Origin of the sequence: Pseudomonas azadiae, from assembly GCF_019145355.1 — a bacterium.
GTDB classification, from domain to species: Bacteria; Pseudomonadota; Gammaproteobacteria; order Pseudomonadales; family Pseudomonadaceae; genus Aquipseudomonas; species Aquipseudomonas azadiae.
In genome coordinates this window covers 1,864,446-1,877,694 of sequence record NZ_JAHSTY010000002.1, presented here as the reverse complement: position 1 = coordinate 1,877,694, position 13,249 = coordinate 1,864,446, and the positions used below count along the sequence as shown (strand labels likewise).

Sequence of the window (13,249 nt, the reverse complement as noted above, 5' to 3'; positions counted from 1 at the left end):
CTGCGCCAAGACTACGCGCGCGCGGGGCAGGCGCAAAATGGTCTTCGCACAAACCGGCCGATTGGCTATAGGGCGTATGCCTGATGAACGCTAGGCTGGACTGTCATCGCACCCGCCGTCAGAGAACCGTCCCATGGAATCGCGCCTGGATTATTACTCCGCCTCGCCGCAAGCGCTCAAGGGCATGCTGATGCTGGAGGCGACCACCTTTGGCTTGTCCATCGAAAAGCCCCTGCTGGCGCTGATCAAGATTCGTGTCTCGCAGCTCAACCACTGCGGTTTCTGCACTGACATGCATTCGATGGCGGCGCGTCAGCGCGGCGAAACCGAGCGGCGCTTGTTCGCGTTGTGCGTTTGGCGTGACTCGCCGTTCTTCACCGCGCGGGAAAAGGCGGCATTGGCCTGGAGCGAGTCGGTAGCGACGCTGCCGACCTCGACGGTGTCGGACGAGTTGTACGCGGCGGTGCGCGTGGAATTCAGCGAGCAGGAACTGGTGGACCTGACCATGGCGGTGTCCAGCATCAGTGGCTGGAACCGCCTGGCAGTGAGTTTTCGGCAGCAGCCGCCCAACCTGTGATCAGGACAGGAAGCCACCGTCCACATTCAACGACACACCGGTGGTGTAGCTCGAGGCATCGCTGGCCAGGAACAGCACGGCGCCGGCCATTTCGCTCGGGTCAGCCACGCGCTTGAGCGGGATCTGCGCCAGGGCCATCTTCAGGATCGCGTCGTTCTTCACCAGCGCCGAGGCAAACTTGGTGTCGGTCAGGCCCGGCAACAGCGCGTTGCAGCGAATGCCGAACTCGGCGCATTCCTTGGCGAAGACCTTGGTCATGTTGATCACCGCGGCCTTGGTGACCGAGTAGATGCCCTGGAACACACCCGGCGAGATCCCGTTGATCGAGGCCACGTTGATGATGCTGCCGCCGCCGTTTTCGCGCATCAGCTTGCCGGCTTCCACCGACATGAAGAAATAGCCGCGGATGTTCACATCCACGGTTTTCTGGAAGGCGCCGAGGTCGGTGTCCAGTACGTTGCAGAACTGGGGGTTGGTCGCGGCGTTGTTGACCAGGATATCCAGGCGCCCGAATTGTTCGCGGATACCGGCGAAGACTTGGGTGATCTGCTCCATTTCACCGATATGACACGCCACGGCCGTGGCCTTGCCGCCGTCGGCGATGATCGCATCGGCCACATGCTGGCAGCCTTCCAGCTTGCGGCTGGACACGATCACGTGGGCGCCTTGCTGGGCCAGCAACTTGGCGATGGCCTCACCAATGCCCCGGCTGGCGCCGGACACGAATGCAATCTTGCCATCGAGGTCGAACAGGTGGGTCTTGGACATGGGAGTTCCTTGTTGTGGGCGATCAGAGCGCTGATTTGCCGATGACGATCAGGCTCATCTGCTCCAGCAGCTTGTTCATGTGAATGAACTGCGCGAAGCGTTTGTCCTGGGTCTGGCCATGAAAGAAGCGGTAATAGATCTGCTGCACGATGCCGGCCAGGCGGAACAGGCCGTAGGTGTAGTAGAAGTCGAAATTGTCGACCCGGATGCCGGAGCGCTCGGCGTAATAGTCGACGAATTCGCGGCGGGTCAGCATGCCGGGGGCGTTGCTCGGCTGGCGGCGCATCAGTTGCACCGGCGCAGGGTCACCGGCTTCGATCCAGTAGGCGAGGGTGTTGCCCAGGTCCATCAGCGGATCGCCAAGGGTAGTGAGTTCCCAGTCCAGCACGCCGATGATCTGCATCGGGTTGCGCGGGTCGAGGATCACGTTATCGAAGCGGTAGTCGTTGTGCACGATGCTTGAGGTTGGATGGTCGGCCGGCATCTTGTCGTTGAGCCAGGCGCGCACGGCTTCCCAGCGAGGAGCGTCGGGGGTCAGGGCTTTTTCGTAGCGCTCGCTCCAGCCACGGATCTGACGCGCCACGTACCCTTCGGGCTTGCCCAGGTCCGCCAGGCCGCAGGCGGCGTAATCCACCTGGTGCAGTTCGACGAACTTGTCGATAAAGTTTTTGCACAACGCCTCGGTCTTGCTCGCGTCCAGGTTCAGCTCTGCCGGGAGATCTGCGCGCAGGATGATGCCGTTGACGCGTTCCATCACGTAGAACTCGGCGCCGATCACCGACTCGTCGGTGCAATGCACGTAGGCCTTGGGGCAATAGGGGAAGCCGTCTTTGAGCTGATTGAGAATGCGGTATTCGCGGCCCATGTCGTGGGCGGATTTGGCCTTGTGTCCAAAGGGCGGGCGGCGCAGCACGAACTCCTGGCCCGGATATTCCAGCAGGTAGGTCAGGTTGGACGCGCCACCGGGGAACTGGCTGATGCTGGGCGTGCCGCTCAGGCCGGGGATATGGACCTTGAGGTAGGGATCGATCAGGTTGGCATCAAGTTCTTCGCCTGGGCGAATCTGTGTCGATTGGTCGTTCAGCGCCATGCTTATCCCTTCTGCTTATTCTAAAGGCCTTGGACTATTTCCTAATCTAATGCGCGCAACCGCCCAGCGACAAGGTCGGGGCGGCTTAATAGGTTAGCGTGTTGGAGGATGATCAGCGTGCCTGATCGGTCATTTATTGGGCGGGGGCAATGCCACCGGCGTGAGCACCGGCCGTCCGGCGAAGTATTCCACCAGGTTGTCGGCCACGCGCTGCACGGTGTCATGGGCGGCTTCCGGCGACAGGCCCGCAACATGGGAGGTGAGCACGGTATTGGCGAGCGTCTTGAGTGCGTCGGGCACCTTGGGTTCGTCGTCGAACACATCCAGCGCGGCGCCACCGATGCGGCGTTGCTCCAGGGCCGCGATCAGGTCGGCGGTGACCACCACGCTGCCACGGCCGATGTTGACCAGGTAGCCATTGGGCCCCAGGGCATCCAGGGCGTGGCGATCAATCAGGTGCCGGGTGCCGGCGCCGCCGGGCGTGGCCAGGATCAGGAAATCCGAGGTGCGCGCCAGTTCCACGGCGGTGGCGCAGTAGGTGTAGTCGACATCATCGCGCGGCTGGCGGTTGTGATAGCTCACCTGCATGCCGAACCCCAGCGATGCGCGCTTGGCGATCTCCAGGCCCACGGCGCCGAGCCCGAGAATGCCCAGCTGCTTGCCGCCCAGGGAAGGGCGCATCACCTTCGGCCATTCACTGCGGCGCACGGCGGCGTCCGTCTGCGGGATGCCGCGCACCAGCGCCAGCAACAACGCCATGGCATGGTCGGCCACCGACGGCGCATTCACACCCGCGCCGTTGGTAACGACAATCCCGCGATTGCTGGCGGCCTGCAGGTCCACGTGTTCGTAGCCGGCGCCGATCACGCAGATGATTTCCAGCAGCGGCAGGGCGGCGATTTCCTCGGCATACAAGCCCAGCGGGCCCCGGGTCAGCACCGCCTTGATCTGGCCACCGTGGGCCTTGATGGCGTTGGCGCGTTCGGCGGGCGTCGGCGCCAGGATCACGTGAAAGTCGTTGCTCTCGATGATGGGCAGGTATTCGTTGATGGTTTCAACCAGGACCAGAACAGTTGCAGTCATCGGAAGGCGCTTCCTGAAGGGTTTGAGGGAGGCAGTATGCGGGATTTGTAGGAGGGAGCGTTTTGCCGAGATGGAAAAATTTCTTTTTCCGTAAGGCCATTCTGAATTTCCAGACCGTTCGTCCAGGGTCGATGGGTTGCGTCAGACTTCAGCGACTTTCCCACCTGCAGAGACGACATGGATGCTTGTTCCTGCCACATCTGACGATATTGAATGGACGCCCTATGGATACAAACACTGCCCTTCCACGCTCATCCCTTGGCGAACGGTCATTGCCAGCACGCTTGCCGGTCCGGCCAAGTACCGGCCGGGGATCGCTATTGAAAAGATCGAAAGAGAGGCCTATAAAAATGGTACGCCAACCGCTAACGGCAGGCCCTGGAAGGTGATGGAGTTCCCCTATTGCATAGGCGCCAGCCAAGGCCGGCTCAGTCGCTGGGTCCGGGTTGAACTCAGCTCAGGCGCTATTCACGGTCATCCCATTTCTGAACAGGAATTCAGGAGGTTAATAAATTGATCCCGCTCAACTTTACCGGTGGTACGGTGACCCACGACGAGCTATCGCTCTTGCAGGATGTCGCGGTGGTCAAACAAGTAGACCTGCTAAAGGAGGACATGCTCCAGGTGGAGTTTGCTGGTGGCTATTTGCTGGATGTCGGCTGGTATCCTGAGTTTGATACGGCAGGTGGTTTTCGGATCAATGTCATCAAGAACCACGACTGGGACCGGCCGATTATGGCGCTTACCGCCCACGAGACGGCCGAACTGGTCGAAAAACTGGAGGTTGCGCAGGTCGCTATAAAGGGCGAACTGCGCAACGCGAACCTGGAGACTTCGGCGTTTTAGCGCGAAGTACTCACTTCCAAACGTCCATTGCCTTGACCTGCTGCACAAACGCGCCGGACAACGTTGCATTGTGATGCTCAATAATCGCCTCGGCCTTGAGTGCCGGCGTGTCCATGCAGGTATGAGCGTCCTGCGGCAATACCACAGAAAAGCCCAGCTCCACCGCCACACGGCAGGTGGTGTCGATGCAGAACTGGGTTTTCATACCCACGACCACCAGTTCATCGACCTGCGCCGCTTTCAGGTGCTGCTCCAGATCCGTGCCGAGGAAGCAGCTGGGGCGGGTCTTGTTGAACAGGTGATCACGGGACGCGTCCACGTCCAGTGCGTGCCACAGTTGCCAGAGGGGGCTGCCGGCTTCAATCGGTGAACCAGCCGGGCCTGTGTGACAGGCCACGTAGATCGGCTTGCCTGCGCGGCGTGCGCGCTGGATCAGCTGGTTGATGGTGTGCAGCACGCGTTCGCGTTCGAAGGGTTTTTCCGGGCCGTCGTATAAACCGGTCTGCATATCGATGATCAGCAGGGCGTCAGCCATGGTGCTGCTCCTTGTGATTGCCGAATGGCGGAGCACTAAAAAGGCCCCGTCCATTGCTGGCGGGGCCTTGGGTTGGATCCGTGAAGTGTCTAGCTCAGGCACTCACAGCCACCGCACGGCCCGCCGGAAGCGGTCGTGGTGGGGGTGCGGGTGAGGTTCAGCGCGATAACATTCATGGCCCGATCATGCTGGCGTCGGCGAGGCGCTGTCAACCGGCAATGCCCCGGACAGCGGCGCGTTGCGCCCGATTCTGGCCGCTGCACCGGCCCACCGTTCCTCAGCTAAGTCTTTGCTTATTCAAAAGAATCCCGGACAATCCGGCCCCTTCTATGATCGGGGCGCTGCCTGTCAGGTTTTCTGACTCGTCCCGGCCGTGTCAATGCGGAGATCCGACCGGATGAATGATCAGGCCAATAGCGTCGACGAACGCTATGAGACGACACCTGCAACCCTCACAACCTGGAGCCGCCAGGACACCACCTGGATGCTTGGCCTGTTCGGCACCGCCATTGGCGCCGGCACGCTGTTCTTGCCGATCAACGCGGGCCTGGGCGGCTTCTGGCCGCTGGTGATCCTGGCGCTGCTGGCCTTCCCGATGACGTTCTTCGCCCACCGTGGCCTGACCCGTTTCGTCCTGTCCGGGCGCGGGGGCTCCGACATCACCGACGTGGTTGAAGAACACTTTGGCATCAAGGCCGGCGCGCTGATCACGCTGCTGTACTTCTTTGCGATCTTCCCGATCCTGCTGATCTACAGCGTGGCGTTGACCAATACCGTTGGCAGCTTCATGGAGCACCAACTGCACATCCAGCCGCCGCCACGGGCGATCCTGTCGTTCGTGCTGATCCTCGGCCTGCTGGCCGTCGTGCGTTGCGGTGAACAGGTGATCGTCAAGGCCATGAGCCTGATGGTGTATCCGTTTATCGTCGCCTTGCTGTTCCTGGCGGTGTACCTGGTGCCGCACTGGAGTGGCGGCATCCTCAGCACCGCCAGCGTGGTCCCGTCGCCGTCAGCATTGCTCAATACCCTGTGGCTGGCGATTCCGGTGATGGTGTTTTCGTTCAACCATTCGCCAATCATCTCGGCCTTTGCGGTCGACCAGAAGCGCCAGTACGGTGCTCACGCCGATCAGCGCAGCTCGCAGATCCTGGCCCGCGCGCACTTGTTGATGGTGGCGATGGTGCTGTTCTTCGTATTCAGCTGCGTGTTGACCCTGTCGCCGGCGCAGTTGGCTGAAGCGAAAGCGCAGAACCTGTCGATCCTGTCCTACCTGGCCAATCACTTCAATAACCCCACCATCGCGTTTGCCGCGCCGTTGATCGCGTTCGTGGCGATCGCCAAGTCGTTCCTGGGGCACTATATCGGCGCCAGCGAAGGCCTCAAGGGTCTGGTGCTGAAGACCGGCCGCCGTCCGGGCGCCAAGAACCTGGACCGCATGACGGCCGCCTTCATGCTGGTGGTGTGCTGGATCGTTGCCACGCTCAACCCGAGCATCCTGGGCATGATCGAGACACTGGGCGGGCCGATCATCGCGTCGATCCTGTTCCTGATGCCGATGTACGCGATCCGCAAGGTGCCGGCCATGGCCAAATACCGCGGGCAGGCGTCGAATGTGTTTGTCACGGCGGTGGGGTTGGTGGCGATTACGGCGTTGGTGTATTCGTTTATTGCTTAAGCCTCACGCGGTCTATATGACTGAACAGGGCTGAAACTGTGGGAGCTGGCTTGTCGGGTCGCCGCATCGCTGCGATAGCGGTGTATCAGTGTCAGATGGGCTGACTGAGACACCGCTATCGCAGGCAAGCCAGCTCCCACATTTGTTTAGGGTTGCTATTAACACTGTATTCCAGGCATAAAAAAAACGCCGCGTACCTTGCGATACGCGGCGTCCCTTCACATCAACACCTTAGGCTTGAATCACCGGGATGTTGGCGCTTGCTGCGATCTTGCGGAACTCGGCGATCTGGTCGAAGTTCAGGTAGCGGTAGACGTCACTGGCCATGGTGTCCAGTTTCGCCGCGTAGCCCATGTACTCCTCGACGGTCGGCAGGCGACCCAGGGTGGAAGCCACTGCCGCCAGCTCGGCCGACGCCAGGTAGACGTTAGCGCCGTCACCCAGGCGGTTCGGGAAGTTACGGGTCGACGTGGATACCACGGTCGAGTTCGGCTCGACACGTGCCTGGTTACCCATGCACAGCGAGCAGCCCGGCATTTCCATGCGCGCGCCGGCCTTGCCGTAGATGCCGTAGTAGCCTTCTTCGGTCAACTGGTGAGCGTCCATCTTGGTCGGCGGCGACAGCCACAGGCGAGTTGGCAACTGGCCCTTGACCTGCTCCAACAGCTTGCCGGCAGCGCGGAAGTGACCGATGTTGGTCATGCACGAACCGATGAACACTTCGTCGATCTTCTCGCCGGCAACGCTGGACAACAGACGGGCATCGTCCGGGTCGTTCGGCGCGCACAGGATCGGCTCGTTGATTTCCGACAGGTCGATCTCGATGATTTCGGCGTATTCGGCGTCGGCATCAGCTTCCATCAGCTCCGGGTTGGCAACCCAGGCTTCCATCGCTTGAGCACGACGTTCCAGAGTACGTGGATCACCATAGCCTTCGCCGATCATCCAGCGCAGCAGGGTGATGTTGGAGTTCAGGTACTCGGTGACGGACTCTTTGGACAGCTTGATGGTGCAACCGGCAGCCGAGCGTTCGGCCGAGGCGTCGGACAGCTCGAAAGCCTGCTCCAGCGTCAGGTCGTTCAGGCCTTCGATTTCCAGGATGCGGCCGGAGAAGGCGTTCTTCTTGCCTTTCTTCTCGACCGTCAGCAGGCCCGACTGGATCGCGTAGTAAGGAATGGCATGAACCAGGTCACGCAGGGTGATGCCAGGCTTCATTTTGCCTTTGAAGCGCACCAGGATCGATTCCGGCATGTCCAGTGGCATCACGCCAGTGGCGGCGGCGAACGCGACCAGGCCGGAGCCTGCCGGGAACGAAATGCCCATCGGGAAACGGGTGTGGGAGTCACCACCGGTGCCCACGGTGTCCGGCAGCAGCATGCGGTTCAGCCAGCTGTGGATGATACCGTCGCCTGGACGCAGCGATACACCGCCACGGGTCATGATGAAGTCAGGCAGGGTGTGGTGGGTGGTCACGTCGATCGGCTTTGGATACGCCGCGGTGTGGCAGAACGACTGCATGACCAGGTCGGTCGAGAAGCCCAGGCACGCCAGGTCTTTCAGTTCATCACGGGTCATGGGACCGGTGGTGTCCTGGGAGCCGACGGTGGTCATCTTCGGTTCGCAGTAGGTGCCAGGACGAACGCCTTTGCCTTCCGGCAGGCCGCACGCCTTGCCGACCATTTTCTGTGCCAGGGTGAAGCCTTTGCCGGTGTCGACAGGCGCTTCAGGCAACTTGAACAGGTCGGTAGGGCCCAGGCCCAGTTCAGCGCGTGCCTTGTCGGTCAGGCCGCGGCCGATGATCAGCGGGATACGGCCGCCGGCGCGAACTTCGTCCAACAACACCGGGGTCTTCATTTCGAAGGTGGTGATGACTTCGTCGGTACCGTGTTTGCAGACCTTGCCAGCATGCGGGTACAGGTCGATCACGTCGCCCATGTTCATGTTGGACACGTCGAATTCGATTGGCAGTGCGCCGGCATCTTCCATGGTGTTGTAGAAGATGGGAGCGATCTTGCTGCCGAAGCAGAAGCCGCCGGCGCGCTTGTTCGGAACAAAGGGCACGTCATCGCCGAAGAACCACAGCACCGAGTTGGTCGCGGATTTACGCGAGGAACCGGTACCGACCACGTCGCCGACGTAGGCAATCGGGAAGCCTTGGCCGCGCATCTCTTCGATCTGCTTCATCGGGCCGGTCTTGCCTTGCTCGTCCGGCACGATGCCTTCACGGGCCATTTTCAGCATGGCCAGGGCGTGCAGAGGGATGTCGGGACGGGACCAGGCATCAGGCGCGGGGGACAGGTCGTCGGTGTTGGTTTCGCCGGTGACCTTGAATACGCGCAGGCTGATTTTGTCGGCCAGGGTAGGGCGGTTGCTGAACCACTCGCCGTCAGCCCAGGACTGGATCACGGCCTTGGCGTGCGCATTGCCGTTGCGGGCTTTTTCAGCCACGTCGTGGAACGCATCGAACATCAGCAGGGTGTGCTTGAGCTGGGTGGCGGCGACAGGAGCCAGTTCGGCGTCGTCCAGCAGCTCGACCAGGGTCACGATGTTGTAGCCGCCTTGCATGGTGCCCAGCAGTTCAACGGCGCGTTTCTTGTCGATCAGGGGGGAAGTGGCTTCACCCTTGGCCAGGGCGGACAGGAAACCGGCCTTGACGTAGGCAGCTTCGTCAACGCCTGGAGGAATGCGGTTGGTGATCAGGTCAACGAGGAATTCTTCTTCGCCAGCCGGGGGATTTTTCAGCAGCTCGACCAGGCCTGCGGTTTGTTCGGCGTTAAGCGGCTGGGGAACGATACCCAGGGCTGCACGCTCTTCGATATGTTTGCGGTAGGCTTCAAGCACAGTTATTACCCTCATCAGTGGTCCCACGGGACGCTCATCCAGACATGACCGGCACGCGTGCGCTCGGGGGCTTTTTGGGCCGCAAAGCCAGCGCTGCCGGCATCTCTCACAGAAGCTGCTTTCAAAGTTTTACGCCTGCAGAACGGAGCTGATGAGGGTTGGCGAGGGCTCTGACCTACCGAGTCATTGACCATCGCCAACACCGTTCTGAAGGAACGACTGTGCTCGTGACGCTTTGAAAACAGCTTCCAGCGGATTATTGGCGCCTTACAAGGCCGGGTGATTCTACGGCAAAAAAAAACTAAAGGTAAGTTGCCACACCAAGTTTGCAGGGTGATGAAGGTTAGACAAAGGGCTAACATGGCGCATTGTTTCGCTGATCTGCGTGCCGTTGCCCATGTCCCACCAAACCATCAAGACCCCCTGCGTCGGCCTGTGCTCCACGGTATACGGCGATCTCGTGTGCCGTGGCTGCAAGCGCTTCCACCATGAAGTGATCCAGTGGAACGGCTATAACGAAGAAGAAAAACGCGCGGTCTGGCTGCGGCTGGAGCTACTGCTGGTGCAGGTGATGGTCGCCAAGCTGGAAGTTTTCGACCCCAAGACCCTGCGCGGCCAACTGGAGCAACGCAAGATCCGCTTTGTGCCGCATCAGTCCGCGTACTGCTGGGCCTACCAACTGATTGCGCGGGGCGCGCGGGTGATTTCCAATCTGGAGGCGTATGGCATGGTGCTGCTGCCGGAGTTCCGCGACTGGCCCTTGCCTGAACTGCGGGATGCGATTGATCGGGAGTTCTTTATCCTCTCCGAAGCGCATTACCAGCGCTATATCGCCCCCGGTTTCCTGAAGGATGCACTGGACCACTGACCGGCACGGATTAAAACTGTGGGAGCTGGCTTGCCTGCGATAGCGGTGTATCAGGCCAGGTGTCCGCTGCTGACACACCGCTATCGCAGGCAAGCCAGCTCCCACCTTTGACCGTTTGTGTCTGGATGATCAGGCCTTGGTCGCCAGCTCCTCCAGGTGATCCATCAACGCCTGTGGCTTGAGCACCAGCACATCACTCTCCACCGCATCCAGTATCACCTCCGCCGTATTCCCGATCAGCGCCCCCGACAGCCCGGTGCGCGCCACGGTGCCGATGATCGTCACGGCCGCCTGCCACTTGTGGGCTGCGAACGGGATCAACACATCCGCCGGCCCTTCCTCGATATGCAGGTGCGAGTCGTCTACATCAAACGCTGCTTGAAACGCCTTGCACTGCTCGCGGTAACGCGCCTGGATGGTTTCCCTGAGCTGGAACGTCGGATCCGCCGCCGACAACATGGGCGACGGATGGGCGCTGATCACATGCAGCTGCGCCTTGGCCAGGCTGGCGATTTCAAAGCCGTGATCAATGATCGCGTTGTGCAGTTGCTGATGTTCTGCATCGGAGTTGCCCACATCAATCGCCGCCAGGATGACGCCATCCGCCCACGGCGTAGCCGTCTTGACCAGCAGCACGGCGCACGGGCAATAACGCAGAAGTTTCCAGTCTGCCGGCGTCAACAGGGCTTTTTTCAGCGGGCTGTCGGGAAAGTGCTGCTTGATCACCAGCCCGCACCCTTCGGCCTGCTGCACGTCGATAATGGTTTCATGCAGGCTGGTATTCCACGCCTGCTCGGTGCTGACGCTGTAGCCGTCTTCCTGCAAACCCGACTTGAGCAGGCTCAACAGCGCCGAATGCTCATGCTGCTTGTCGCAGACCAGCAAGTGCAGGTGCGCGCCGGTGACGCCGGCGATCAGCTTGGCGCGCTTGAGGGCCAGGCTTTCCGAATGCTCGGGCTCGATGACCACCAGGATGCTGCGGATAGCTTGCATGATCGGGATCTCCAGGAAGGGGCATAGGCAACAACTATAGTTGCTGCGCGGCAGACGTCATGTTGATGCGCATCAAGGCCAGCGACTGGTGGTCTGCGGCGCGGTCGGTATAATCGACGCCCTTTTGTGAGCCTTTTTGCCCGTGAGCCCGATGAACCTGCCAGAAATCCACGAATTCCTCGGTTGCCGCACCCCTGATGCCTGGGTCCAGGCCGCGCTGGCCGATCAGGAAACCCTGCTGATCGACCACAAGAACTGCGAATTCAAGGCCGCCAGCACCGCCCTGAGCCTGATCGCCAAGTACCACGGCCATGTTGACCTGATCAGCATGATGTCGCGCCTGGCCCGCGAAGAGCTGGTGCACCATGAGCAAGTCATGCGTCTGATCAAGAAGCGCAAGGTGGAGCTGCGCCAGTTGCATGCCGGGCGTTATGCCTCCGGTTTGCGCAAAGTCGTGCGCAGTCACGAGCCGGTCAAGCTGGTGGATACCCTGGTGGTGGGCGCCTTTATCGAAGCGCGCAGTTGCGAGCGTTTCGAAGCGCTGGTGCCGCATTTGGACGAAGAGCTCGGCAAGTTCTACTTCGGTTTATTGAAAAGCGAGGCACGGCACTTCCAGGGTTACCTGAAGCTGGCGTACCAGTATGGCGACGCCAAGGATATCGCCCAGGTCATCGAGCGGGTGAGGGCGGCCGAGCACGAATTGATCGAATCACCCGACGTCGAGTTCCGCTTTCACAGTGGCGTGCCAGCCTGAGGCCACGGCCACGCCGATCAATGCGCTGACCAAGGTCAGCAGCAAGATCACCGTCTGGGTACTCAAAGGCGCGGCCAGCACGGCAATCGCAAGGCCGGCCAAGGGTTGCGCGAGGTTGTTGAATAACGTGATAACGCCCACCGTTTTGCCGAAATCCTGCGCGGGGATAACCCGCTGACGCGTGCTGCGCATGTACACGTTGAACATCTTGTCGAAACCGGTGACCAGCAGGAAACCCAGGCTATAGGCCCACAGGTCGGGACTGAACGCCATGACCAGCGCCCCGACGCCGATCATCGAATACGACAGCCCGCCCAGCACTTTCAACGCCAGGGTCGCGCGTGCCAAGTAAAACAGAATGGCGATCGTTACCCCCGCGCCGGCGGCCTGCAACAGCGCATAGGCGTCTTTACCGGCGGCGAACTGCCCCGTGACCATCGCTGCCGAGGTGGCCAGCGTCACGCCGATGATCAGGTTCACACCGACCGCGAGGGCAATGATCCGCTTCAGTTCCGGCAAGTTGCGAATATGCCCGAAGGCGATGCGCAGCGGTTGCAGCCAGATGTCCCCATGCTGATCGAAGCGCGCCAGGTTCACCGTGGTGTTGCGCTGCCAGACCAGCATCGCCAGGTCGGCCAGCACAAACAGCCCGGCGATCCCCAGCACCACCCAATGCCAGGCCCACACCTCCAGCATCAGGGCGGCGACGAGCGGGCCAAGCACCAGGCCGCTCTGGTCAGCAATCTGTGAATAGGACAGGGTCTTGGCGTAGGTGTACTGCTCGAAGACGCGCGGCATCAGGACCTCCCGCGCCATGATGCCCTGGGTGGTCAGCACCCCGCACAGCGCCGAAAGCACCACGATCCAGTAGATACCGTCGAACACCGCGTACAAGGCGACCGCCAGCACACAGGCCAGCGCCCGGTAAACTTGGCTGACATGCAGGATGCGCGCCGGTGCAAACCTGTCGCACAATGCGCCGCACACCGGGAACGCCAGGTAACGTGGCAGCGATTCGACAAAGAACGCCAGCCCGGCCCAGGCGACGCTTTGGGTGGTCTGGAACACAATCAATGGCACGATAAACAGCAGGATCTGGTCGCCCAGCCGCGACAGGAACAGTGATACAAAGAACGCCAGGTAATCCTTGCGCATACAACTCCCTGTGGGTGGCGTTAAAGAGTGCAGGTTATTTGTTAAAAACTCTTAAAAGCATGAA

Annotated in this window: 13 protein-coding genes; 6 read left to right on the top strand and 7 right to left on the bottom strand. The window is 60.9% G+C overall.

Annotated features, from left to right (window positions below; all coding sequences use genetic code 11):
* The first annotated feature begins 133 nt into the window (after nucleotides 1-133).
* Nucleotides 134-577: a carboxymuconolactone decarboxylase family protein gene (locus tag KVG91_RS24920; protein ID WP_169376892.1), complete on the top strand. Its 444-nt coding sequence runs from the start codon at nucleotides 134-136 to the stop codon at nucleotides 575-577.
* On the opposite strand, the gene KVG91_RS24915 is transcribed toward KVG91_RS24920, so the two are convergent.
* The 3 genes from KVG91_RS24915 to KVG91_RS24905 all read right to left on the bottom strand — a co-directional run bounded on the left by KVG91_RS24915 (nucleotide 578) and on the right by KVG91_RS24905 (nucleotide 3,518).
* Nucleotides 578-1,345: an SDR family oxidoreductase gene (locus KVG91_RS24915; protein ID WP_122488127.1), complete on the bottom strand. Its 768-nt coding sequence runs from the start codon at nucleotides 1,343-1,345 to the stop codon at nucleotides 578-580.
* A 22-nt stretch (nucleotides 1,346-1,367) separates the two neighbouring features.
* Complete coding sequence (locus tag KVG91_RS24910) at nucleotides 1,368-2,435, bottom strand: phosphotransferase family protein (protein ID WP_169376893.1); 1,068 nt, start codon at nucleotides 2,433-2,435, stop codon at nucleotides 1,368-1,370.
* Nucleotides 2,436-2,564: 129 nt separating this feature from the next.
* Entirely contained in the window at nucleotides 2,565-3,518 is a 954-nt protein-coding gene (locus KVG91_RS24905) for a 2-hydroxyacid dehydrogenase (protein WP_169376894.1), read from the bottom strand.
* Nucleotides 3,519-3,699: 181 nt separating this feature from the next.
* Between KVG91_RS24905 and KVG91_RS24900 the strand changes: the two genes are divergently transcribed.
* Both KVG91_RS24900 and KVG91_RS24895 read left to right on the top strand, forming a co-directional pair.
* Nucleotides 3,700-4,035, top strand: a complete 336-nt coding sequence (locus tag KVG91_RS24900) for a hypothetical protein (RefSeq protein ID WP_169376895.1) — start codon at nucleotides 3,700-3,702, stop codon at nucleotides 4,033-4,035.
* Nucleotides 4,032-4,364, top strand: a complete 333-nt coding sequence (locus KVG91_RS24895; protein ID WP_169376896.1) for a hypothetical protein — start codon at nucleotides 4,032-4,034, stop codon at nucleotides 4,362-4,364. The genes KVG91_RS24900 and KVG91_RS24895 overlap by 4 nt, the downstream gene beginning before the upstream one ends.
* A 10-nt stretch (nucleotides 4,365-4,374) precedes the next feature.
* On the opposite strand, the gene KVG91_RS24890 is transcribed toward KVG91_RS24895, so the two are convergent.
* On the bottom strand, nucleotides 4,375-4,899 hold the full coding sequence (locus KVG91_RS24890) for a cysteine hydrolase family protein (RefSeq protein WP_169376897.1): 525 nt from the start codon (nucleotides 4,897-4,899) through the stop codon (nucleotides 4,375-4,377).
* Between the two features lie 397 nt (nucleotides 4,900-5,296).
* Here KVG91_RS24890 and KVG91_RS24885 point away from each other — a divergent pair, with 397 nt between their 5' ends.
* Nucleotides 5,297-6,574, top strand: a complete 1,278-nt coding sequence (locus tag KVG91_RS24885; protein WP_169376898.1) for a serine/threonine transporter — start codon at nucleotides 5,297-5,299, stop codon at nucleotides 6,572-6,574.
* Between the two features lie 231 nt (nucleotides 6,575-6,805).
* On the opposite strand, the gene acnB is transcribed toward KVG91_RS24885, so the two are convergent.
* Nucleotides 6,806-9,415 carry a bifunctional aconitate hydratase 2/2-methylisocitrate dehydratase gene (gene acnB / locus KVG91_RS24880; RefSeq protein WP_169376925.1) on the bottom strand — a complete coding sequence of 870 codons (2,610 nt, stop codon included), beginning with the start codon at nucleotides 9,413-9,415 and terminating at the stop codon, nucleotides 6,806-6,808.
* A gap of 397 nt (nucleotides 9,416-9,812) precedes the next feature.
* Here acnB and KVG91_RS24875 point away from each other — a divergent pair, with 397 nt between their 5' ends.
* Nucleotides 9,813-10,283, top strand: coding sequence for a DUF1289 domain-containing protein (locus KVG91_RS24875; protein WP_169376899.1), 471 nt, complete (start codon nucleotides 9,813-9,815; stop codon nucleotides 10,281-10,283).
* A 129-nt stretch (nucleotides 10,284-10,412) separates the two neighbouring features.
* Here the strand turns inward: KVG91_RS24875 and KVG91_RS24870 are convergent, their stop codons facing one another.
* Nucleotides 10,413-11,276, bottom strand: a complete 864-nt coding sequence (locus KVG91_RS24870; RefSeq protein ID WP_169376900.1) for a universal stress protein — start codon at nucleotides 11,274-11,276, stop codon at nucleotides 10,413-10,415.
* 151 nt (nucleotides 11,277-11,427) lie between these two features.
* Between KVG91_RS24870 and miaE the strand changes: the two genes are divergently transcribed.
* Nucleotides 11,428-12,030 (top strand): tRNA-(ms[2]io[6]A)-hydroxylase, encoded by a 603-nt coding sequence (gene miaE / locus KVG91_RS24865; RefSeq protein WP_169376901.1) that lies wholly within the window; start codon nucleotides 11,428-11,430, stop codon nucleotides 12,028-12,030.
* Here the strand turns inward: miaE and KVG91_RS24860 are convergent.
* Complete coding sequence (locus KVG91_RS24860) at nucleotides 11,986-13,185, bottom strand: MFS transporter (RefSeq protein WP_169376902.1); 1,200 nt, start codon at nucleotides 13,183-13,185, stop codon at nucleotides 11,986-11,988. The genes miaE and KVG91_RS24860 overlap by 45 nt on opposite strands.
* Between the last annotated feature and the right edge of the window lie 64 nt (nucleotides 13,186-13,249).

Coding starts and splice junctions, on each gene's coding strand:
- KVG91_RS24900 (WP_169376895.1), top strand. CDS start 3,700: ATGCTTGTTCCTGCCACATCTGACGATATTGAATGGACGCCCTATGGA.
- KVG91_RS24870 (WP_169376900.1), bottom strand. CDS start 11,276: ATGCAAGCTATCCGCAGCATCCTGGTGGTCATCGAGCCCGAGCATTCG.
- KVG91_RS24875 (WP_169376899.1), top strand. CDS start 9,813: ATGTCCCACCAAACCATCAAGACCCCCTGCGTCGGCCTGTGCTCCACG.
- KVG91_RS24910 (WP_169376893.1), bottom strand. CDS start 2,435: ATGGCGCTGAACGACCAATCGACACAGATTCGCCCAGGCGAAGAACTT.
- KVG91_RS24920 (WP_169376892.1), top strand. CDS start 134: ATGGAATCGCGCCTGGATTATTACTCCGCCTCGCCGCAAGCGCTCAAG.
- KVG91_RS24890 (WP_169376897.1), bottom strand. CDS start 4,899: ATGGCTGACGCCCTGCTGATCATCGATATGCAGACCGGTTTATACGAC.
- KVG91_RS24860 (WP_169376902.1), bottom strand. CDS start 13,185: ATGCGCAAGGATTACCTGGCGTTCTTTGTATCACTGTTCCTGTCGCGG.
- KVG91_RS24915 (WP_122488127.1), bottom strand. CDS start 1,345: ATGTCCAAGACCCACCTGTTCGACCTCGATGGCAAGATTGCATTCGTG.
- miaE (WP_169376901.1), top strand. CDS start 11,428: ATGAACCTGCCAGAAATCCACGAATTCCTCGGTTGCCGCACCCCTGAT.
- KVG91_RS24905 (WP_169376894.1), bottom strand. CDS start 3,518: ATGACTGCAACTGTTCTGGTCCTGGTTGAAACCATCAACGAATACCTG.
- KVG91_RS24885 (WP_169376898.1), top strand. CDS start 5,297: ATGAATGATCAGGCCAATAGCGTCGACGAACGCTATGAGACGACACCT.